The organism is Sphingobium yanoikuyae (genome assembly GCF_013001025.1).
GTDB classification, from domain to species: domain Bacteria; phylum Pseudomonadota; class Alphaproteobacteria; order Sphingomonadales; family Sphingomonadaceae; genus Sphingobium; species Sphingobium yanoikuyae_A.
This window is the reverse complement of record NZ_CP053021.1, coordinates 4,253,824-4,275,343: the sequence shown is the minus strand read 5'-3', so window position 1 is coordinate 4,275,343 and position 21,520 is coordinate 4,253,824. Positions and strand designations below refer to the sequence as shown.

The window sequence follows — 21,520 nt, the reverse complement described above, 5'->3', positions numbered from 1 at the left end:
ATGGTATATAACATATCGACTTGAGCCGGCACGGCAAGGGGGCTAGACCCGCGCGGTGACGATCGACCCCGACAGCGCCTTCACCGACCCGCTCGACGCGATGCTGGGCTTCCACCTGCGCCGCACCGCGGCGGCGGTCACCGGCGCGCTGGGCGAGGCGCTCGCGCCGCTCGGCCTCAATCCGGGCGAAGCGACCTTGCTGCGCCTGATCGGCGCCAATCCGGGGTGCAGCCAGAGCGACATTGCCCGCGCGCTGCGCGCCCAGCCGGCCAATCTGGTGCCGCTCATCAACAAGCTGGCGCTGTCTGGCCTGTTGGAAAAGGGCGCGGGCAAGGGGCGCGCCATTCCGCTGACGCTGACGGCGCAGGGGCAGGCGCTGCATGGCCAGGTCTGCGCGGCGTTCGACGCGCATGAGGCGCGGATCGGCCGCTCCATCCCGATCGAACAGCGCCGCGACGTCATCGCCCTGCTGCGCCAGATCTGCCTCGACGCCTGTTGCGGTCCGGACTAGCCGGCGTCCGCCTCCACCCATAGCGGGTGCCGCACCATGGCTTGAGCGAACAGCTCGGATTCCAGATGCCCGGCCAGCCAGCCGCGCAATGCGGCCCAGGGCTGCGCCGCAAACCAGTCCGGCTCCACCGCCGCAAACTGCCGCACGAACGGAAAGATCGCCATGTCGGCCAATGTCCGCCGCGCACCGCAAAGCTGGGCCTGATCCCGCAACCGCGCCTCCAGCGCGTCGAGCAGTCCGGCCGCCTCGGTCCGATGCGCGATAGGGTCGCTGCCATGGCGCTCGGCATATTTGTAGCGATCCAGATGCCGTTTGAACGGTCCGTCATTGGTCGCGATCAGCGCCGCGTCATCACCCGCCAGCCACGCCTCTGGGTCATGCTGCCCCAGCGCCCAGCGCATGATCTCCAGACTCTCGTCGATCACCCGTCCGTCGGGCAGGACCAGCACCGGCACCGTCCCCTTGGGCGAGGCGGCCAGCATCGCCGTCGGCTTGGCGCGCAGCAGGATTTCGCGATGCGCCACCGGCTGCCCGCTCACCAGCAGCGCCAGCCGCGCCCGCATCGCATAGGGACAGCGGCGGAAGGAATAGAGGATCGGGGCATCGGCCATGGCCCGCCCTAACCGAGCGGCCGGCCAAGGACTAGCCTTGCTCCGCCTCGACCCATGTCGTCGTCAGCGCGCGCGGCGAGAGATATTTGGTCGAGGTCCAGCCGCCATCCACGACGATCGTCTGGCCGTTGATGAAGGCGGCGCCGGGCGAACAGAGGAAGGCGATGGTGCTGGCCACATCCTCCACCTCGCCCAGCCGCGGGAAGGGGGTGGTCTCCACATTCACCCGCTTGAACATCTCGTCCTCGAACCGGTGGCGCACCATGTCGGTCATGGTGACGCCGGGTGCGACGCAATTGGCGCGGATGCCCTGCGGGCCGTAATCGCAGGCGATATGCTTGGTCAGCGCGTCCAGCCCGCCCTTGGCCGCCGAATAGGCGCCGCCGCGCCGCCCGCCGATCACCGCATAGGTGGAGGTGACGTTCACGATGCCACAGCCCTCGCCCATATGGACGATCGCCTCGCGCGCCAGGCGGAAGGGCGCGCGCAGCATCAGGTCCAGGAACCCGTCCAGCGTGGCGTCGTCGGTTTCGTGCAGCGGTTTGGGGCTGCCCGCGCCGGCATTGTTGACCAGGAAGTCGATGCGGCCGAACCGGTCGAGCGCCAGCTGCACGATCTGCGCCGGCGCATCATCCTGAGTCACGTCGATGGACAGGGTGGCGACCCGCGCCGGATCGCCGATTTCGCTCTCCAGCGTCGCCAGCTTGGCCGGATCGCGGCCGACGCCGACGATCGCCATGCCGGCGTTATGCAGCATCTTCGCCGTGCAGAGCCCGATGCCGCTGCCCGCCCCTGTGATGATCGCTACCTGCATCTATCCTGTCCTCTACTCTGTCCTGCCCCGCTCTTATCCCCTTCGCCGGGCATCGGCGAACCGCCATGGCGATGCCTTGCCGCCCCGGCTTGAACCCACGCGCGCGCCGCGTCACCCCTGCGCCATCATCTGCATAATCCAGCGAAAGGCCCGCTCATGTCCGAACTGCGCTACGACGATCGCGTCATCGTCATCACCGGTGCCGGGCGGGGGCTTGGCCGCGCCTATGCGGAACTGCTGGGCGCGCGCGGCGCCAGGGTCGTGGTCAATGATCCGGGCAGCGCCGTGCGCGGCGAGGGGATCGACGTCGGCCCGGCGGCCGAAGTGGTCGCCGCGATCCAGGCGCAGGGCGGCGACGCGATCGTCTCGACCGACAGCGTCGCCACGCCGGAGGGGGGGCGTGCCATCATAGAGGCGGCGCTCGACCATTATGGCCGGATCGACGGGCTGATCCACAATGCCGGCAATGTCCGCTACGGATCGATGCAGGATCTCAGCCAGGAAGATTTCGACGCCGTGCTCGACGTCCATCTGCGCGGCGCCTTCCATGTCGCCCGCGCTGCCTTCCCGCACATGTGCAAGGCCCGCTATGGCCGCATCATCCTCACCAGCTCGATCGGCGGCCTCTATGGCAACAGGGATTGCGTCAATTATGGCATGTCCAAATCGGGGATGATCGGCCTCAACAATGTATTGGCGCTGGAGGGGGAGGCCGAAGGGGTCAAATCCAACATCATCGTGCCCGGCGCCGTCACCCGCATGGCCGAGGGGCTGGATATCTCCCAATATCCGCCGATGGGGCCGGAACTGGTCTCGCCGGTCGTCGCCTGGCTGGCGCATGAAAGCTGTTCGGTCACCGGTGAGATGCTGGTGTCGATTGCCGGCCGCGTCGCCCGCGCCTTCATCGCCGAAAGCAAGGGCGTGTATCAGCCCAGCTGGACGCCGGAGGATGTCGGCGCCCGGATCGACGCGATCATGGACAGCCAGGATCCGCTGGTCTTCGGGCTGGAGGGCCATGTCGATCATATCCGCTACAGCTTCGGCCGCGCCGTCGCGGGGGAATAAAGGCCGCGTTCCGATCGCATCCGGCCAGTCGAAACCGGCCGGTCGAACCCCGGCGGTCGATGCGCTATGGATCGGGCATCCCCGTGCGGAGTCGGAACCCATGAAGGCGGAACGGATCGACGAGGCCAGTCTGCGCCAACTGGTCGAAAGCTTCTATGCCCGCGTCCGCGCGGACGACCGGCTTGGTCCGATCTTCAACGACGCCGTGGATGACTGGCCGGCCCATATCGACCGGCTGGTCGATTTCTGGTCGTCGGTGATGCTGTCATCGGGCCGTTACAAGGGACAGCCCGTCCCGGTGCATATGGCGCATCGCGACCGGATCACGCCCGACCTGTTCGACCATTGGCTGAATCTCTGGTCGCAGACGACCGACGCCGTCATGGTTCCGGCGGCGGCCGCCGCCTTGCAGGACAAGGCGCAGCGGATCGCGGAAAGCCTGCAACTCGCGCTGTTCTTTCGGCTGGGGACGCCACCGGCCGCGGGGGCATGAAGGGCGCGCGGATACGCGCCCCTGTCCGCCTTATTCGATCGTCACGCCGACCACGCGCCATGCGCCATTTTCGCGATCCAGCGTCACCGTCTCGATCGCCTGTGCCTGGTTGGCGTAGCTGGCGCGGAACTTCACCACTTCATAGCCATGGGGCGGGGCCGGCAGTTCCTCCTGGCTCAGCAGGCTGCGCGACTGGAGGGCGCCGAACCGGCCACGCATCGTCTGCGACACCTGCGTCCAGACCTGCACCGTGTTGAGCTTCTGGAAAGCGCTGCCGGTGCCGCGATAGCTTTCGGCCCATTTGTCCTGGTCGATCAGCGCCAGCCATTGGCGCGCGGCGTCGACGACCTCGGCATTATGGGCCTGGGCAGCGGCCGGCGTCGATTGTGGTGTGGGGGCGGCATCGGGCAGGGCGGCGAGCGCCAGCAGGCCAAGGACAAAAGTCATGAGAAGCACTCCAGGCAGGATCGGGCGCCGGCGATCGGCCGGCCCCACGCCGACGACCGGCGCCTCGTCCTGATCCACCTCGACCGGGGCTGCGTCTGCCCCCAATAGCCTGTCCCTCAGAAAATCGGGGGGTGATGCCTCGGGCGTGCCTTCGGCTTCCAGCAACAGCCGGGCGGCCTCGCGGCTGCTCGACACCGCCATCTTGCGCCGGGCGTCGCGCAGCCGTTCGTTGATGGTATGGACCGACAGGTCCAGGCTGCGCGCGATCGATTTCGCGTCATGGCCCCGAACCATCAGGCGCAGCGTCTGCTTTTCCTTCTCGGTCAGCGCCCAAAGGCCGTCTGTCATCCCACTGGTCATGGCGCCAGATGTACGAAGCCCCCGGCGCGCCAGCTACCCCAAAAAATTCGTATCTTCGGCGGGGCCGCTCAGTCCGACAGGCTGCGCAGATAGGCGATCAGGTCGGCGCGCGCGAGCGGGTCGGGGATGCCGCTGAATTGCATCTTGGTGCCGGGCACGAAGCGCTGCGGATTGGCGATCCAGGCATCGAGCGCCTTGTCGTCCCAAACGCCGCCCTTGGCGCGCAACGCGGCGGTATAGCCGAAGCGGGCGCTGTGCTGGCCGATCGGCTGGCCGTAAATGCCGTGCAGATTGGGTCCGCCAGTGTCGGGGCCGCCGGCGCTGCTGGTGTGGCAGGCGGCACAGGTGCCGAACAGGCGGGCGCCCGCCTTGGCATCGGCCACCGTCATCAGCTTTTCCAGTGTCGGATTGGGGCCGGCCGCCTTCAACCGCTCGGCGCGGTGATCGTCGGCACAGCCGATCAGGCTCAGGGTCAGCAACATGGCGGCGGAGGCGGAACGCAACATGGCGCGCCCATGCCCGATCGCACGGCGCGTGGCCAGCGGACCAATTGTCCTACGACGTTGCTGGTGCGGCCTCTTCCACCAGCCGGGCGCGGATCTGCTGCTTCAGCACCTTGCCGGCGTCATTCTTGGGCAGCGCGTCCCACAGCGCCACCGCCTCGGGATATTTGAAGCGCGCGACGCCATGGCCGGCCAGATGTGCGGCCAGCGTCGCGACATCGGGCGTGGCGCCGGGACGCGGCACGATCACCGCCACCGCCCGCTCGCCGGTGCGCGGGTCGGGGACGCCGACGATCGCGATCTCGGCAATGGCGTCATGGCCGACCAGCAGATCCTCGATCTCCTTGGGCGCGATATTCTCGCCATTGCGGATGATCAGATCCTTGATCCGGCCGGTCACCACCAGATGGTCGCCATCGACCCAGGCGCCCTGGTCGCCGCTGCGATAATAGCCGTCAGGATCGAAGCTCGCGGCCTCATCCGCCTTGTGGATATAGCCGACCATCATCTGCGGCCCGCGCGCGCGGATCTCGCCATCCTCCGCGATGCGGACGGTGGCGATGCCGGGGCGGCCGTCGGTCTCGGCGGCATGGGCGACATCGGCCCGGTCGATCACCCCCACCGTGGTAACCGGCAATTCGGTCGATCCATAGACGCGGCTGACCACCGCCTGCTCGAAATAGCCGGCCGCTTCGCGGATCAGCGCCGGCGGCACCGACGCCCCGCCACAGATGAACAATTTGAGCGCGGGCAGTCGCGTATCCGCCGCGCGCGCCGCCGCCAGCAGATGTTGCAGGAAGGGGGTGGCCCCGGCCATATGGGTGCAGTCGGCTTCGGCCATGATCCGCACCGCATCGTCCGGGTTCCACTGTTCCATCAGGATCGCCGTCGCGCCCAGCAGCAGCGGCGTCTCGAACGCATAGATCGACCCGCCAATATGGCTGATCGGCGACGGCACCAGGAAGCGGTCGCCCGGCTCGACCAGCCAGTGGCGGCCGATCTGGCGGATCAGCGCATTGATCGAATTATGGCTGTGCATCACCCCCTTGGGCCGGCCGGTGGTGCCGCTGGTATACATCACCATGCGCACCTCGTCGGCATCCAGCGCGGGCAGGGGGGCGCCGGCCGGGGCCGAAGACAACAGGGCGTCATAGGCGCAAACTTTGCCATCTTCCGCCCGGACGATGACGATCTCCGGCGGCCTTTCCATCTCCGCCGCCACCCGTTCCAGCATCGCGCCATAATCATGGCCGCGGAAGCTGTGCGGCACAAAGATCATCCGGCTGTCCACATCCGCCAGAATGAAACGCAGGTCATGGTCGCGCAGCGACGGCAGGATCGGGTTGGCGACCATGCCGGCGAGTGTCACGCCCATGTAGATGACGGCCGCCTCCTGCCAGTTGGGCAGCATGAAGGATATGACGCTGCCGACCGGGAAGCGCGCCAGCAGCGCCTGCGCCAGTCGCTGGGCCTGATCGTGCAGGCCGGCGGCGGTCAGGCAATGATCGCCGTCGATCAGCAGGATGCGGTCGGGCGTATCGCGCGCTGCATGCGCCAGCGCATCGGCAGCGGTGTCCGATCGCCACCAGCCATCGGCATAGGCCTGCGCCGCCTGATCGGCGTCCCAGCGTATGTCCCACCCTGCGGCGGTGATCCGCCGTCCTGCTCCTGTCCCGGCCATGCTCGCTCCGCTGTCGATGGATGAGCCATGCGAAAGAAGCGCCGACCGGGCAAGCGCAGCGCCGATCCACCGTCCCCGCGATCAAATCGGCCAGCCGGTTCCGACCCTTCCGATCCTCCTTTATGGCCGACCCGATCCGTTTCGAGAGGGCAGCATGCGCATAGTCGACAATTTCATCGGGGGGCAGCATCGCGCATCGGCGTCGACGCGCCTGGGCAACATCTTCAATCCCGCCACCGGCCAGGTGCAGGCGCAGGTCCGCCTGTCCGCGCCCAGCGAACTGGATGAAGCCGTCGCCAATGCGCAGGCCGCCCAGCCCGCCTGGGCTGCGATGAACCCGCAGCGCCGCGCCCGGGTGATGTTCAATCTCAAGGCGCTGATCGAACAGCATATGGACGAACTGGCCGAACTGCTGTCGGTCGAACATGGCAAGGTTCATTCCGATGCCAAGGGCGATATCCAGCGCGGCCTCGACGTGGTCGAATTTGCCTGTGGCATCCCGCATTTGCTGAAGGGCGAATATACCGAAGGGGCAGGTCCGGGCATCGACGTCTATTCGCTGCGCCAGCCGATCGGCATCGCGGCCGGCATTACCCCGTTCAACTTCCCGGCAATGATCCCGATGTGGATGTTCGCGCCGGCAATCGCCTGCGGCAATGCCTTCATTCTGAAGCCCAGCGAGCGCAATCCCTCTGTCCCGGTGCGCCTTGCCGAACTGGCGATGGAGGCGGGGCTGCCGGCCGGCATCCTGAACGTCGTCCATGGCGACAAGCAGGTGGTGGACGCGATCCTCGATCATCCCGCGATCAAGGCGGTCAGCTTCGTCGGCTCGTCCGACATCGCCCAATATGTCTATGGCCGTGGCGCTTCGAACGGCAAGCGGATGCAGTGCATGGGCGGCGCCAAGAATCACGGCATCGTCATGCCCGACGCCGATCTGGATCAGGCGGTCGCCGACATTCTGGGTGCGGCCTATGGTTCGGCGGGCGAGCGCTGCATGGCGCTGCCGGTGGTGGTGCCGGTGGGCGAGCAGACCGCGGTGGCGCTGCGCGCCAAGCTGGAGGCGGGGATCGCCGGGCTGCGCGTCGGCGTGCCGAGCGATCCTGACGCTCATTATGGCCCGGTGGTGAGCGCCGCGCACAAGGCGCGGATCGAAAATTATATCCAGATGGCGGTCGACGAAGGTTCCGAGCTGGTGATCGACGGCCGCGGCTTCGCGCTCCAGGGCTATGAGGACGGCTTCTTTCTCGCCCCGACCCTGCTCGACCGCGTGACGCCGCAGATGAAGAGCTATCAGGAGGAGATTTTCGGTCCCGTCCTGCAGATGGTCCGCGCCGAGACGTTCGAGGAAGCGATCGGCTATCCGACCAGGCATCAATATGGCAACGGCGTCGCGCTCTTCACCCGCAATGGCGATTTCGCGCGCCGCTTCTGCGCCAATGTCGAGGTCGGCATGGTCGGGATCAACGTGCCGATCCCGGTGCCGGTCAGCTATCACAGCTTCGGTGGCTGGAAGCGCTCGGGCTTTGGCGACATGAATCAATATGGCATGGACGGCGTGCGTTTCTACACGCGGGTCAAGACCGTGACCCAGCGCTGGCCGAGCGGCGGCGCGGTGCTGGACCAGAGCTTCGTCATCCCGACCATGGGCTGACGCGTCTCCTGGGAAGGAGAAGACGAGGGCGGGCCGGGCAACCGGACCCGCCCTTGGTCCTTTTGCCGCGTGGTGAAACGCGCGCCGGCGGCTATAGGTTAGGGATCGACCACAGGAGAGAGGCGATCCATGACCCCAAAGGGCGACCAGGCATTATATCAGCAGACACGGCGTTCGGCGCAGGAGGCGGCGGCGCTGATCCCGTCGGGTGCGAAGATCTGCATGGCTTTGGGTACCGGTCAGCCGCCCGCCCTGCTCGCTGCCCTTGCCGAACGCGCCCGGTCCGGTTCTGTCGCTGATCTGCGTATCTATTATATGCTCTGCACCGGGATCGCCGGGGCCAACGTATTCGACTTCGCGCTGCGCGACCGGATCACGCCGATGAGCCTGTTTCATGGCGGCGTCGAACGGATGCTGGATCGCCAGCATGGCGACGCGCATCTGCCGATGGTCGATTTCCTGCCCTGCCATTTCAGCCAGGTGCCGCGCGCCATGGTCGAGCATGTCGGCGTCGACACGCTGATTGCGACGGTCGCGCCGATGGATGCGGACGGCAATTTCAGCCTGGGAACCGATGTCGACTATGCACTGGCGGTGGCGCGCAAGCCGGGCACCCGGATCATCCTGGAGGTGAATGCGCATATGCCCTATGTGCGGGGCGATTGCATGATCCCCCTGTCGGCGGTGACGGCGCTGGTCGAGCATGATGTCGCGCTGCCGACGCTGCCGGCCATCACCCGCACGGCGGTCGACGATGCGATCGGCGCCACCGTCGCCGGTCTGATCCGCGATGGCGACTGCCTGCAGATGGGGATCGGCGCCTGCAATTCCGAATTCGTCAACGGGCGACAGTTCAGCGGCACCGGCGGACAGGTGGATTTCGTGCGCGGCGCCTATGCTTCGCGTGGTGGACGATCGATCATCGCCTGCCATTCCACCGCCGCCAAGGGCACGATTTCCCGCATCACCCCGCGTCTGGACGGGCCGGTGACGACGCCGCGCATGGACACGCATCTGATCGTCACCGAATATGGCCTGGCCGATCTCAAGGGCAAGTCGGTGGGGCAGCGGGCCAAAGCCCTGATCGCCATCGCCCATCCCGATTTTCGGGAACAGCTGGAGCGCGCCGCGTTCGAAGCGGGATTGTTTGCCAACTGATCAGCGCGGACGGATCGTCAGCCATTGCGAGACGGTGCCGATCGCGCCATCCCGGTCGTGAAGGATGCTGTGGGTAAGGCCGATGCCGTCGGTGCCGAAGGAGACGGTAACGTCGCAGCCCAGCCATTCGCCGACCGGCGCGCGGAAGATATGGGCGGTGAGGTCGAGATTGGGAAAGGCGGCGTCGGCGGTCGATACCAGAGGCGCCAGGCCATTGGCGGTATCGACCAGCCCCATGGCGCGGGCGAGCGGCGATACTGCCTCATCCTCGATCAGCGCATGGGGCGTGCGGATCCAGCCAACGGCGCGGCCCGGCGCGATAGGCTGGCGGCGGGCGTCGATGCTGGCGATGAAGCCGCCGGGCCATTCGCCGGTGCCGTCCCAGGGGGCCATGGTTTCCGGGCCGGGAACGGGATCAAAGCCCCCGCCGGCGATCGCGCTGGTGTCGTAGGTCTGGGCCAGCCAGGCGCGCAGCAGGATTGCGGGTCGGCCGCCATGGCTGAGCCGCGCTTCGACCAGCTCGATGGTGCGGCCGGGTCGGATGACGCTGACGTCGATTTCGATCGTATCGAGCGGGATGGTGCCCAGGATATCATAGGACAGGCGCCCCAGTTGCAGCGGATCGGGTCGGCGTGCCTTGGCGTCCACCTCGATCGCATGGGCCAGCAGGCCGATTGCGGGGGCGACATGCTGTTCCGTCACGTTCCAGGCGCCGCCGACTAGTTCCGTCGGGGTGAAATGGCGGGCATCAAGCCGCCGGAAATAGGCCATGGGATCCTCTTCATTGCCGTCTGGGCGGGTCGGATTTCCCCTATCAGCAGGAACCGGCCGCCCGCAAGCTGACGGCGATGATGACAGTCCGGCGTCGGTCGGATGACGATCGCCGCCTTCAAAATTTAACCCCACTGCCGCGCGAACGACACGAGCATGACTCATGCGCCTGCTAGGGAGGAGGCAGGGGAATGAGGGATGGCGAAGCCTTTGCGTGCCATATTGGTCGCGAGCCTGGCGGTGTTGGCCGCCACGGGATCGCAGGGCGAAAGTCGGCGGAGCGATACTGCCGGGCTGGCGGCGACCGCGCCACAGCCGGATAGGCCGCTGTCGGTGATGACCTATAATGTGATGGGCCTGCCCTGGCCGATCGCCCTTGGCCGGGACGAGGCACTGGGCCACATCGCCGATCGGCTGGCGGCGCTGCGCCGGGCCGGGCGCCAGCCGCATATCGTCCTGTTGCAGGAAGCCTTCTCGCCGCAGGTCGCACAGTTGGCGCGCCGTGCGGGCTATGCCCATGTCGCGATCGGCCCGGACAGCGGGTTGCGTACGGCGATTGTGGCGGGACCGGATGACCGCCACTTTCTGCAGGCGGCGCGATGGGACCGGGGCGAGACAGCACCCAAGCAGTTGAACAGCGGTCTGCTGATCCTGTCCGATTATCCGATCGCCGGCATCGACCGCATGGCCTTTCCCGATTTCGCCTGTGCCGGCTTCGATTGCCTGGCGAACAAGGGCGTGCTGATCGCTCATCTGGCGGTGCCGGGCTTCGACGGGCCGGTCAGCATCGTCAACACCCATCTCAACGCGCGCAAGGCGGCGGGCGTGGCGATCGCCCGGTCGCAACGGGCGTTCGACAGGCAGGCCGGGTTGCTGGCCGATTTCGTGCGTGCCCATGTGCCGGCCGGACAGCCGATGATCCTGGGCGGTGACCTCAATATCGGCGGCGATCGCAACCGCATCCACGCCTTCTTCGCCCATTGGGCGCGGACGGGCATGGGCTTTGTCGCGGCGCATCTGGGCGGCACACGTCGGGTTTTGGCGGACAGCCTGCCATCCGATGTCGGCACGCACCGGGATCTCGAACAGGCGAGCGCGCGCGGCAAGGATTGGCTGTTCGCTCGCGACGATCGTGGTCGGCCGATGCGGGCCATTCACGCGGCCGTGCCCTTTGGTACGGAAGTGGAGGGCGCGCCGCTGTCCGACCATTTCGGCTATATGATCGCCTATGAACCTGAACGTCGCGCCGGAGCCGTCATTCAATTGGCGCAGGTGGCGTCATGACGATGATCCGCTGGATGGTGGTGCCGCTGGCAACCCTGGCGTTCGCGGTCCCGGCATCGGCGCAGACGATTACCCCCGATCATGGCGGCTTTGTGCTGAAACGGCCCTTGCGGTTTTCCCTGCTGCCCGCGCCGCTGGCCGGCACCGCGAAACCGGCGCGCATCTATGCGGTCGAACTGGCGCCATCGCCGGCCGAGCCGGCGGCGATCGGCATCGCCGTCCAGCGCAAGCGCGACCGGATGGTGGCGCTGCCCGCGCGGCGGATCGGCGCGGTGCCGCTGCCTGCCGACCTGTCCGGCGATGCCCAGCCGCGCAGCAGTCTGATGCTGGTCGACGCCCATGGCAGCCTGCCACTGGCGGACGGCTTGCAGGCTGAGCTGGGCTGGCAGGGGGCCAAGCTCAACAATCGCGGGGCCAATGTGACCGCGCTCTATGGCAGCGACGCAATCAAGAGCCGCGACCTGTTCTTGCCGACGGGGCGGCTGGCCTATGACGCCGCGCCCGGCGTCACCCTGCGCGCGGATTATCGCGAGACGATAGAGGCCTATGCCGGGGTCGGCCTGTCGGGTGCGCTGGGGCTGACGCGGGAGGCGTTCCGCACATTGCAGGCCGGTTTGCGGCCGGAACGCGACAGCCGCATGCGGCTGGGCAGCGACTGGATGGTGGCACCGGACCTGACATTGGCGGTCGATGCCTTTGACGGCGAGATCGAGGACCGGCTGGCCTTTGTCGAGGACGGCTATCTGCCGGTCAATCGCGGATCGGCACATGTGCGGGGGCTGGCGATGCGGGCGGAGCATCGGCTGACGTCCGCGCTCAGCCTGTCGGCGCGCTACCATGTGGCGCGACTGCGCCAGGAGCAGGGCGGCCGCGTGCAGGAGCAGCAACTGATGCTGGAAGGACTGTGGGCGCAGGGCCCATGGCGATGCCGGGTTGCTGCAGCGCAGAGCAGCGCGCCGGCGCTGATGCAGGATGATGGTGGCCTGCGGCTGGAGGCCGGAATCGATTATGCGTTGGCGGGGCGTCGACCGATGCGGGTCGGCCTGCACCTCACAGACCCCGACCAACTGGCGAGCAGCCGGCTCCTGCGCACCGATGCCTCCGGCGCGGCGCGGCCGGAGGATCAGGCGCAGGCACTGATGCTGACCGCCGCCCTCGCCTGGTAAGGCAAGGGGCGGCAGGAAGCACCTCAGTTCAGGGCATAGGCAATCAGCTCGTCGCCCACTGGCGTCTGCATGAAATGATGACCGCCGGCCATGATGACCAGATATTGCTTGCCATTCTGGCTGTAGGTCATCGGCGTCGCCTGACCACCGGCGGGCAGCACATCCTGCCACAGCGTCTTGCCGGTCTTGAGGTCGATCGCGCGGATCAGATTGTCGGTCGCGGCGGCGACGAAGATCAGCCCGCCGGCCGTTACCACCGACCCGCCATTATTGGGTGTGCCGATCGTCAGCGGAAGCATGGAGGGGATGCCGAACGGCCCATTGGTCCGTGCCGTGCCGAAGGGGCGATCCCAGATGGTCTTGCCGGTGGCGATGTCGATCGCGCGGATCCCGCCATAGGGGGGCTGCTTGCACAGCAGGCCGGTGAAGGGCAGGCGCCAGCCGGCATTGACGTCGATCGCATAGGGGGTGTGCGCCTGCGGATCGCCCGCGCCCTCCGCCCCGCCAATTTCGCCGCGTGCCTGATCGCGCGGTGCCCAGCCCTTCTTGTTGGCTTCCTTGCGGGGTACCAGCCGGACATAATTGGGCATATCGTTATAATTGGCGACGATCACCCCGCGTGCCGGATCGACGGCGATGCCGCCCCAGTCGGTGCCGCCATTATAGCCGGGATATTCGATCGAGTGCTTGTCGGCCTCGGGCGGAGTGAAGAAACCCTTGTAGCTCGCCCGGCGGAACTGGATGCGGCAGATCATCTGGTCGATCGGCGACATGCCCCACATGTCCTTTTCGGTGAGGTCTGGCTTGCGCAGCGTATGGTAGAGCGAGATGCGCTGGGTGGCGGCGCGCTGCTGCGGCTCCACGCCGATCTGCGGGGCCTTGATATCACCGATCGGGGTCAGCGGCCGGCCGGTGCGGCGGTCGAGCACATAGATGTCGCCCTGCTTGCTGGGCAGCAGCATCGCCGGCACCGGGCCGCGCGTGGTCGGGAAGTCGATCAGGGGCGCCTGGGCGCCGAAATCATAGTCCCACACATCCTTGCGCACTGCCTGGAAATTCCAGCGCGGCTTGCCGGTCATCACGTCGATCGCGACCAGCGAGGTGGCGTAGCGATTTTCCTCCGGCCGGCGCAGGCTGCTGTAATAATCGGCGGCGCTGTTGCCCATCGGCAGGTAGACGAGGCCAAGCTGCTCGTCGCCCGAGGCGATCGTCCACATGTTCGGCGTGCCGCGGGCATAGGTCTGGCCGGCCGGCGGCGGACCGCTGCGTTCCGGGTGCATCATGTCCCAGGCCCAGCGCATCTTGCCGTTGACCGCGTCATAGGCCTGGATCACGCCGGACGGCGCCCAGCGATCCTGCCCGTCCAGCACCTGATGGCCGGTGACGATGACGCCGCGCACGATGGTTGGCGGCGAGGTGATGGAGACATAGCCTGGAGGGACTTGGCCCATACCGTCGGTGATGCGGACCTGGCCATTATTGCCAAAGTCGCGGCACTGCTGGCCGGTGCGGGCGTCAAGCGCCATGATCCGTGCGTCGAGCGTGCCCAGGATGATGCGCTGGGCGCAGGGCGTGTCGGCCGCAGCGCCGGGCACGGCATAATAGCTGACCCCGCGACAGGCGGCGGTGTATGGAATGGCCTCATCCGACACCCTGGTATCGAAGCGCCATTTCTGTTTGCCGGTGGCAGGATCGAGCGCGATCACCATGCTCTTGGGCGTGCAGACATAGAGGGTGTCGCCGATCTTGAGCGGCGTGTTTTCTGCGCCATAGGTGTTGCGGATCTGGGCCGAGGCCGGCAGGTCGCCGGTGTGGATCATCCAGGCGCGCTTGAGGTTACCCACATTGGCCGGGGTGATCTGGGCGAGCGGCGAGTAGCGCCGGGCGCTGTTGGTGCCGCCATAGGCCGGCCAGTCGGCGCCGGTGGTGCCGATCGAGGGATCGGCCATGGCATAGCGGGCGTCGGGCAGACCCTGCAGCACCGGCGGAATGAAGTTGCTGGCGATGCTCCAGAAAAAGCCGATCGCGACAACGAAAGTGACAGCTACCCCGACCCATGCACGGCGCCAGCGACCAGCGCTGCGGTCGAGCGTCGGCCACACCAGTTGCAGCGTGATCAGGAGGACCAGCGGGGCGACGACGCGCGGCACCAGTGCCCAGGGATTGAGGCCCACTTCCCAATAGGCCCAGAGCAAAGTGACAGCGAAGATGACAATGTAGAGCCAGCCGCCCACCTTGCGCCCGCGCGCCAGCAGCACACCCGAAATGATCAGGGCGATGCCGGTGACCAGATAATAAGGCGAGCCGCCCGAGATCAGCAGCCAGGCGCCGCCGCCGGTCAGCACCAGCCCGATGAGGCCGAAGACGATGCCAAATATCAGGGCGGCGATCGATCGGCGGGGCGGTGCGTTTGTCATGGTCGGATACTCCCTGGGCAGGAGGCACGGGCAGGTGCCGGTTTACAAAGGAGAAACCGACCAGCTTCGTTCCAGACATGAACAAAATTTCATCTTCGTGGCGCGATTGTAGCGCGCATGCAATGCTAATGCGTTTGACTCGCATTCTGGACATGCCTAACGCGCGGCGCAGATAGAGAGCCATCCGGGAAATCATAATGCGTCTGTCCTTGCGCCACCTCCTATTGAGCAGCAGCTTTGCCCTTGTCGTGATGCCGCATGTCGCCCGCGCGGCAGAAGCGGACAATGCCGCAGAGGACGCGTCGCGGATCGTCGTGACTGCGGCCAACCAGCCGTCCAGTTCCGCCACCGCCCTGTCGCTGTCGGTGCGCGAGACGCCGCAGTCGGTGACGATCATCAATCGCGAACGGATCGAGGATTTCGCGATCACCAATGTCAACGACCTGCTCGACCAGACGATCGGCATCAATGTCGAGCGCGTCGAGACGGACCGCACCTATTTCAATTCGCGCGGTTTCGACGTGTCCAACTTCCAGGTCGATGGCGTCGGCCTGCCGCTGGCCTGGGGCATCCAGTTCGGCGATCTCGACACCGCCCTGTTCGAGAATGTCGAGGCGGTGCGCGGCGCCAATGCGATCATGACCGGCATCGGCAACCCGTCGGCGACGATCAACTATGTCCGCAAGCGGCCGCTCGACGAGTTCCAGGCCAAGGGCACGGCCCAGGTCGGTTCGCGCGACCTGTGGCGCGTGGAAGGCGACGTCAATGTCCCGGTCACGGATACAGTATCGGCGCGCTTCATCTATGCGCATGAGGATCGCGACACGCATCTCGACTATAACCATATCAATCGCGACGTTTTTGGCGCGATCGTCGCCTGGCAGGTGACGCCCGATCTCAAGGCGACGGTCGGTTATACCCGCCAGGAAAATGACGCCGACGGCGTGCTGTGGGGCGCGATGCCGCTGGTCTTCACCGACGGCACGCGGATCGACCATGCGCGTTCGGCAACCACCTCGGCCGACTGGACCTATTGGAACACCAAGGACCAGAATAGCTTTGGCGAACTGGTCTATACCATGGGCCAATGGACGCTGAGCGGCATGTTCACCTACAAGCGCTTCCAGGAGAATGCGAAGCTGCTCTATGCCTATGGCTATCCCGACAAGGAGACGGGCGAGGGCGTTTACGGCATGTCCGGCATCTATCCGTCCGACTATAAGCAATATCTGGGCGATTTCAGCGCCACCGGTCCGTTCAGCCTGTTCGGCCGCGAGCACAAGCTGGTGCTCGGCCTCTCCTACGCCAAGTCGAACGCCAAGGAGTGGGAGAATTTCGCCGAGGACACGGCGCTGGTCTATCCGTCGGTCTATGACTGGGGCAGCGCGCAGGTGACCGAGCCGGATTATCCGGGCGAATATCTGGCCGCCAAATATAGCGACGAGCTGACCCGCCTCTATGGCGCGGCGCATCTCAACTTCACCGACCAGTTGAAGGGCGTGATCGGCGCCAGCGCGATGTGGATCAAGTCGTCCGGCTATTCCTATGGCACCGATCAGGCGCGCGACGACCACAAGATCAGCCCCTATCTCGGCCTGCTCTATGACGTGGCGCCCAACGTCACCCTTTATGCCAGCTATACCGACATCTATAACCCGCAAGCGGAGGTCGACGCCAATAATCGCAAGCTGGACCCGGCCAAGGGCACCAGCATCGAGGGCGGCATCAAGAGCAGCTGGTTCGGCGATCGCCTTTATGCGACCGCCACCGTGTTCCGCGCCAAGCAGAAGGGACTGGCCGACTATGCCGGCACCTTTGGCGAGGATGGACCGGGCAAGGCCGGCGGCAGCTATTATGCCGGCGTCGATACCACCTCGACCGGTTTCGAGCTGGAAGTGGCGGGCAAGATCACCGACCAGTGGACGCTGAGCGGCGGCTATACCCAATATGATATCGAGGATGACGAGGGCAACGACACCCGCACCTGGTTGCCGACCAAGTCGCTGAAGCTGGCCACCACCTATCAGGTGCCGCAGCTCAACGACCTGAAGCTGGGCGCGCAGATGCGCTGGCAGAATGCGATCAAGACGACGCTGACCGATGTCTATGACGGCGATGTTTACATGGGCGATGTCGTCGTTAAGCAGAAGAGCTATGCCGTGCTCGACCTGATGGCGGGTATCCGGGTGGTCGATCATCTGCGGGCGAGCGTGAACGTGAAGAATGTCACCAACACCAAATATCTGGGCAGCCTGATGTGGGGCCAGGCCTTCTACGCCGCGCCGCGCACGGCGGTGCTCACGCTGAGCGTCGACTATTGACGAAGGCGGCGGCTCTGCGCGCCCGTAGCGGCTGGCGTTATCGCGGCAATGTCGCGCTGCGCACGCTCGCGGGCACGGTGGGCGCCTATGCGGTTGCGGCGCTGGCGGCGATGCTGCTGGCCCGCACCCTGCCGATGGGCCGGCTGGAGGCGGTGACGGTGGCGACCATGTTATCCTATCTGTTCGCCCCAGCGGTCAGCGTGTGGGCCTTTCTGGCGCGCGGACCCTGGGTCGCTCTGGGCGGCGTGATAGTTCTTTCCGCACTGCTGGCCGGACTGGTCTGGACCAGCGGAGGCTTTGCATGAGCGGGGCATCGGCGATGGTGCGGGATGGCGTGCGGCAGGCGATGGCCTGGCTGCACGGCTGGACCGGGCTGCTTCTGGGCTATGTGCTGTTCGTCATGTGTCTGGCCGGGACGCTCAGCGTCTTCAAGCCGGAGATCGGTCGCTGGATGCGGCCCGAAGTGACGGTGCAGGCGGATGGCAAGAGCGCGATCGTCGCGGCGACCGGCTGGCTGTCGAAACATGCGCCCGGTTCCACCGGCTGGTATCTGACCGCGCCTGACGGCCGGGCCAATACTGTCGAGGCATCCTATGACCAGGGCAGCGATTATCTGTATCGCGCGCTAGATCCGGTGACCGGCGCGCCGGTCGCGCGCGAGACGTTGGGCGGCGAATTCTTCTACCGCCTCCATTTCGAGCTGGAAATTCCCTATCCCTGGGGCCGGCTGCTCGCCTCGCTGGCGGCGATGGTCATGCTGGTCGCGCTGGTCACCGGCATCATCGCGCACAAGCGCATCTTCAAGGACTTCTTCACCTTCCGCCCGGCCAAGGGGCAGCGGTCCTGGCTCGACGGGCATAATGCGACGGGCGTGCTGGCCATGCCCTTCCACCTGATGATCACCTTTACCGGGCTGCTGACGCTGGCGTCGCTCAACATGCCCTGGCCGATCAGTGCCGGCTATGGTGACAAGGTGATGGAGATGTACGAGGCGCTGGCGCCGGGTTCGGTGACCCGTCCGGCGGCCGGCAAGCCCGCGTCGCTGGCGCCGATCGCACCGATGCTGACGGCGGCCGAGCGCGCATTTGGCGGCGGCCATGTCGGCCGCGTCTATGTGTTCAATCCCGGCGACGCGGCATCGATCGTCACCGTCTACCAGTCCGATGCCGACTCGATCGGCTATATGCGGGGGCAGGCGAGCTTCGACGGCGCGACGGGTCGGCTGCTCAAGAGCTGGGTCGAGCGGCGGCCGGCGATGCGCACCTATCAGGTCGCCTATGGGCTGCACATGGCGCGCTTCGCACCGATGGCGACGCGCTGGCTCTATGTGCTGGGCGGGGCGATGCTGACGCTGGCGATCTCGACCGGGATGGTGCTGTGGATCGCCAAGCGGCGCGAGCGCCAGCCGCTCTCGATCGGCAATCGCATCCTTGAACGGCTCAATGTCGGCGTGATCACCGGCGTGCCGCTGGGCGCGGTCGCCTATTTCATCGCCAATCGCCTGTTGCCGATCGGCATGGCGGGGCGCCCCGAAGCGGAAGTGTCCGTGGCCTTGTGGACGGCGGCTGCGGCACTGCTGGCCGGGCTGGCGCTGCGTCCGGCCATCGGCTGGCCGTTGATGATGGGACTGCTGGCCTTTGCCTGCGCGTTGGCGGCAGTGCTGGGGCCGGTCTGGTCGACCGAACCGGTCCTGCTGGCCGGCAATCTTCTGTTCCTGGCCATGGCGGCCGCGCTGGCGCTGATCGTGCGTCGGCAGGTGCGGCGGCGCAATGCGCCAACACCAGCGCGACGGCGGATGCGGGAGCAGCCGGCATGATCGTTGCGGGACTGCTCTATATCGGTTTCTTCGCATTGGCGGCGGCGATGACGCGGCATGGACCGGCGCTGCTTGGTCCATGGCAACGCCATGGGCTGGCCCGGTATCTGCCGCTGCTCGGCTGGAGCGCGATTGCCCTGTCGCTGCTCGGCGCGATCCTGGCCGGCGCCGACGGGATCGGCATCGTCACCTGGTGCGGGCTGCTGCCGCTGATGGCGGGGGCGGTGCTGCTGGCGCTGACCTATGGCCCCCGGCTGGCGCGCGGCGGGCTGCTGCTGGCATTGGCGCTGATGGTCGTCGGCGCGGTTTAGGCCGCCTTCATCTCGATACTGGCGATCAGCCCGCCATCGGGTGCATTGCGCAACGCGACGATCGCACCGAAGCTGAGGCCCAGCGACCGCGCGATGGTGAGACCGATGCCGGTGCCGTGGCGGCCGCCCGGCTGGCTGCTGGCGCCGCGGGTGAAGGGTTCGAACATCTGGTCCAGATCCTGCGGCGGGATGCCGGGGCCATGGTCGCGTATCTCGATCGTGACATGGCCGGGCGTGCGCAGGCAGCTGATCTTTGCGCATCCGCCATATTTGACGGCATTGTCGACCAGATTGCTCATGCAGCGGGTCAGCGCATTGGGCTTGACCCGGACCGACGCGCCGCAACCGGCGGCGAACTGGACGGGCGCTCCCAGTTCCTGCGCATCCTCGGCCATGCTGGCGAGCAGGGAGTCGAGGTCGATCACCGACCAATCCTCATGCGTCTCGGTGCTGGCGGCAAGGTCCAGCCCTTCGCGCACCAGCCGCTGCATCGCCTCATGATCCTGCAGCAGGCGGGCGCGCAGTTCCTCATTCTCGACCAGTTCCAGCCGCAGCCGCAGCCGGGTGAGCGGGGTCTGGAGATCATGGCTGATCGCCGCCAGCAACTGGGTCCGTTCGGTGAAGCCGGCGCGGACGCGGCGCTGCATCAGGTTGAAGGTGGAGAGGGCGGCGCGCACCTCCTCCGGCCCGCGCTCGGGAATTTCCTCCGGGTCGCGCGACACGGAAAAGGCTTCGGCGGCCTGGGACAGGCGGCGCAGCGGCTTGGCGGCGATCCGGCCGATCAGGATCGAGAGGCCGGCGGCCGAGAGCAGGATGACGACCAGATAGGCCGGACTGAACAGCGAACTGGGCGGTCGGGCGAGGCGCGGGAAGGTGAGCGCCATGCCGCGGCGCTGGCCGGTCGCGTCGGTCATGCGCACGATCCAGCAATCGGGCCGGGGCGCGTCGATCAGGCCGGCGGCGCGGCTGCGCCCGGCATCCTTGTCCGGGAAACAGAGGCCGAAGGGCACCTGTCCCGCCTCTGGCTGGGCGCGGGGGCCGAAACGCCGGGCGAGCGCGGCTTCGAGATCGGGATCGGGCTCGTTGATGGAGATGCCGTCAGGGGCGATGGAAGCGCCGACAATGCCGTGATTTTCCAGCATCTGCTGAACCCGCACCGGATCGCGGCGCAGCCGGTCGGCGACGTCGAAGGCGCTGGCCAGCACGCGCTGGCGGCGGACGCGTTCGAAATCATGACGCCGCCCCTGTTCCGACACGGCGAGCGCGAGGATGGCCGAAAGCGAGATGCCGACGGTCAGCAGCACGAAAATATGCCCCGCCATCGAGCGGAAGAAATCCCGCACGCGCTGCACCGGCTGGCCGATCATTCGTAGCGCACCGGGCTGGCGAGGACATAGCCTTCGCCCCGAACGGTCAGGATCAGGTCGGCGCCGCCGGTGGCGCCGGCCAGCTTCTGGCGCAGGCGGCTGACCTGCAGGTCGATGGTGCGGTCGAAGGCGGCGGTGGCACGCCGTTCGGGCAGCAACGTCTCGCGCGCCAGCACGACATTGGGCTCCTCGATGAAGCGGGAGAGCAGGCGAAACTCGGCCGAGGACAGCATGACGAGCCGATCATCCGGGGCGATCAGCCGGCGTTGCAGCAGATCGAGCCGCCAGGGACCGAAGACGGCATAGCGGGACTGGTCGGCGGGTGCCGGGGCCTCGACGCGGGGACGGCGCAGCAGGTTGCGGATACGCACCAGCAGCTCGCGCGGCTCGAACGGCTTGGTCAGATAATCGTCGGCGCCCAGTTCCAGCCCGAGCACCCGGTCGATCGCGCTGCCGCGCGCCGTCACCATGATGATCTGGATGCCCGATCCTTCGGCGCGCAGTTCGCGGCACAGCGACAGGCCGTCGCCATCGGGCAGGTTGAGGTCGAGCACGATCAGGTCGACCGGCTGGTCGCGCAGGGCCTGGCGCAGTTCGGCGAGGTTGGATGCAGAGAGCAAGTCGTAATTTTCCTGCCGCAACTGATCGACGATCAGACCGCGAATATCGGCATCATCGTCGACGACGATGACGCTGTTGCGGCGGGGATCGGACAGGTCAGCCATGTTGCGCTTCTAGCGGCGGATATTGCAAAAGTCTGTGCCTCTACC

General features: G+C 66.7%; 20 protein-coding genes. 11 read left to right on the top strand and 9 right to left on the bottom strand.

Annotated features, from left to right (window positions below):
- Positions 1-55 precede the first annotated feature (55 nt).
- On the top strand, positions 56-511 hold the full coding sequence (locus HH800_RS20630) for a MarR family winged helix-turn-helix transcriptional regulator (protein ID WP_169862165.1): 456 nt from the start codon (positions 56-58) through the stop codon (positions 509-511).
- On the opposite strand, the gene HH800_RS20625 is transcribed toward HH800_RS20630, so the two are convergent.
- Positions 508-1,122 carry a glutathione S-transferase gene (locus tag HH800_RS20625; RefSeq protein ID WP_169862164.1) on the bottom strand — a complete coding sequence of 205 codons (615 nt, stop codon included), beginning with the start codon at positions 1,120-1,122 and terminating at the stop codon, positions 508-510. The genes HH800_RS20630 and HH800_RS20625 overlap by 4 nt on opposite strands.
- Before the next feature lie 31 nt (positions 1,123-1,153).
- On the bottom strand, positions 1,154-1,936 hold the full coding sequence (locus HH800_RS20620) for an SDR family NAD(P)-dependent oxidoreductase (RefSeq protein WP_097384894.1): 783 nt from the start codon (positions 1,934-1,936) through the stop codon (positions 1,154-1,156).
- 156 nt (positions 1,937-2,092) lie between these two features.
- Between HH800_RS20620 and HH800_RS20615 the strand changes: the two genes are divergently transcribed.
- Both HH800_RS20615 and HH800_RS20610 read left to right on the top strand, forming a co-directional pair.
- Entirely contained in the window at positions 2,093-3,001 is a 909-nt protein-coding gene (locus tag HH800_RS20615; protein WP_097384893.1) for an SDR family NAD(P)-dependent oxidoreductase, read from the top strand.
- A gap of 100 nt (positions 3,002-3,101) precedes the next feature.
- Positions 3,102-3,494 (top strand): group III truncated hemoglobin, encoded by a 393-nt coding sequence (locus tag HH800_RS20610; protein ID WP_097384892.1) that lies wholly within the window; start codon positions 3,102-3,104, stop codon positions 3,492-3,494.
- 30 nt (positions 3,495-3,524) lie between these two features.
- On the opposite strand, the gene HH800_RS20605 is transcribed toward HH800_RS20610, so the two are convergent.
- The 3 genes from HH800_RS20605 to HH800_RS20595 all read right to left on the bottom strand — a co-directional run bounded on the left by HH800_RS20605 (position 3,525) and on the right by HH800_RS20595 (position 6,485).
- Positions 3,525-4,301, bottom strand: a complete 777-nt coding sequence (locus tag HH800_RS20605) for a helix-turn-helix domain-containing protein (RefSeq protein ID WP_169862163.1) — start codon at positions 4,299-4,301, stop codon at positions 3,525-3,527.
- A gap of 68 nt (positions 4,302-4,369) precedes the next feature.
- Positions 4,370-4,807: a c-type cytochrome gene (locus HH800_RS20600; protein ID WP_169862162.1), complete on the bottom strand. Its 438-nt coding sequence runs from the start codon at positions 4,805-4,807 to the stop codon at positions 4,370-4,372.
- Positions 4,808-4,856: 49 nt separating this feature from the next.
- Positions 4,857-6,485, bottom strand: a complete 1,629-nt coding sequence (locus HH800_RS20595; protein WP_169862161.1) for an AMP-binding protein — start codon at positions 6,483-6,485, stop codon at positions 4,857-4,859.
- A gap of 154 nt (positions 6,486-6,639) precedes the next feature.
- Here HH800_RS20595 and HH800_RS20590 point away from each other — a divergent pair, with 154 nt between their 5' ends.
- Positions 6,640-8,139 carry a CoA-acylating methylmalonate-semialdehyde dehydrogenase gene (locus HH800_RS20590; RefSeq protein WP_169862160.1) on the top strand — a complete coding sequence of 500 codons (1,500 nt, stop codon included), beginning with the start codon at positions 6,640-6,642 and terminating at the stop codon, positions 8,137-8,139.
- A gap of 129 nt (positions 8,140-8,268) precedes the next feature.
- Positions 8,269-9,297, top strand: a complete 1,029-nt coding sequence (locus tag HH800_RS20585) for an acetyl-CoA hydrolase/transferase family protein (RefSeq protein ID WP_169862159.1) — start codon at positions 8,269-8,271, stop codon at positions 9,295-9,297.
- Here HH800_RS20585 and HH800_RS20580 read toward each other — a convergent pair whose 3' ends face one another.
- A complete protein-coding gene (locus HH800_RS20580) occupies positions 9,298-10,068 on the bottom strand; it encodes a thioesterase family protein (protein WP_169862158.1) in 771 nt (256 codons plus the stop codon).
- 198 nt (positions 10,069-10,266) lie between these two features.
- On the opposite strand from HH800_RS20580, the gene HH800_RS20575 reads away from it, so the two are divergent.
- Complete coding sequence (locus HH800_RS20575) at positions 10,267-11,352, top strand: endonuclease/exonuclease/phosphatase family protein (protein ID WP_169862157.1); 1,086 nt, start codon at positions 10,267-10,269, stop codon at positions 11,350-11,352.
- On the top strand, positions 11,349-12,518 hold the full coding sequence (locus HH800_RS20570) for a TonB-dependent receptor domain-containing protein (RefSeq protein WP_169862156.1): 1,170 nt from the start codon (positions 11,349-11,351) through the stop codon (positions 12,516-12,518). The genes HH800_RS20575 and HH800_RS20570 overlap by 4 nt, the downstream gene beginning before the upstream one ends.
- Positions 12,519-12,541: 23 nt before the next feature.
- On the opposite strand, the gene HH800_RS20565 is transcribed toward HH800_RS20570, so the two are convergent.
- Positions 12,542-14,935, bottom strand: coding sequence for a membrane-bound PQQ-dependent dehydrogenase, glucose/quinate/shikimate family (locus tag HH800_RS20565; protein ID WP_169862155.1), 2,394 nt, complete (start codon positions 14,933-14,935; stop codon positions 12,542-12,544).
- Between the two features lie 197 nt (positions 14,936-15,132).
- Between HH800_RS20565 and HH800_RS20560 the strand changes: the two genes are divergently transcribed.
- From HH800_RS20560 to HH800_RS20545, 4 genes are read left to right on the top strand one after another with little or no spacing between them, the layout of a single operon-like run.
- Complete coding sequence (locus tag HH800_RS20560) at positions 15,133-17,256, top strand: TonB-dependent siderophore receptor (RefSeq protein WP_169862154.1); 2,124 nt, start codon at positions 15,133-15,135, stop codon at positions 17,254-17,256.
- Positions 17,253-17,561 carry a hypothetical protein gene (locus tag HH800_RS20555; protein WP_010336207.1) on the top strand — a complete coding sequence of 103 codons (309 nt, stop codon included), beginning with the start codon at positions 17,253-17,255 and terminating at the stop codon, positions 17,559-17,561. The genes HH800_RS20560 and HH800_RS20555 overlap by 4 nt, the downstream gene beginning before the upstream one ends.
- Entirely contained in the window at positions 17,558-19,072 is a 1,515-nt protein-coding gene (locus tag HH800_RS20550; protein ID WP_010336208.1) for a PepSY-associated TM helix domain-containing protein, read from the top strand. Before HH800_RS20555 ends, HH800_RS20550 begins: the two co-directional genes overlap by 4 nt.
- Positions 19,069-19,383, top strand: coding sequence for a DUF3325 family protein (locus HH800_RS20545; protein WP_010336209.1), 315 nt, complete (start codon positions 19,069-19,071; stop codon positions 19,381-19,383). Before HH800_RS20550 ends, HH800_RS20545 begins: the two co-directional genes overlap by 4 nt.
- On the opposite strand, the gene HH800_RS20540 is transcribed toward HH800_RS20545, so the two are convergent.
- Together HH800_RS20540 and HH800_RS20535 are read right to left on the bottom strand one after the other, a co-directional pair.
- The gene (locus tag HH800_RS20540; RefSeq protein ID WP_010336210.1) at positions 19,380-20,750 is read right to left on the bottom strand and encodes an ATP-binding protein; all 1,371 of its coding nucleotides are present in this window, start codon (positions 20,748-20,750) and stop codon (positions 19,380-19,382) included. The two genes, HH800_RS20545 and HH800_RS20540, sit on opposite strands and share 4 nt — an antisense overlap.
- Positions 20,747-21,475, bottom strand: coding sequence for a response regulator (locus HH800_RS20535; protein ID WP_004209098.1), 729 nt, complete (start codon positions 21,473-21,475; stop codon positions 20,747-20,749). The genes HH800_RS20540 and HH800_RS20535 overlap by 4 nt, the downstream gene beginning before the upstream one ends.
- Between the last annotated feature and the right edge of the window lie 45 nt (positions 21,476-21,520).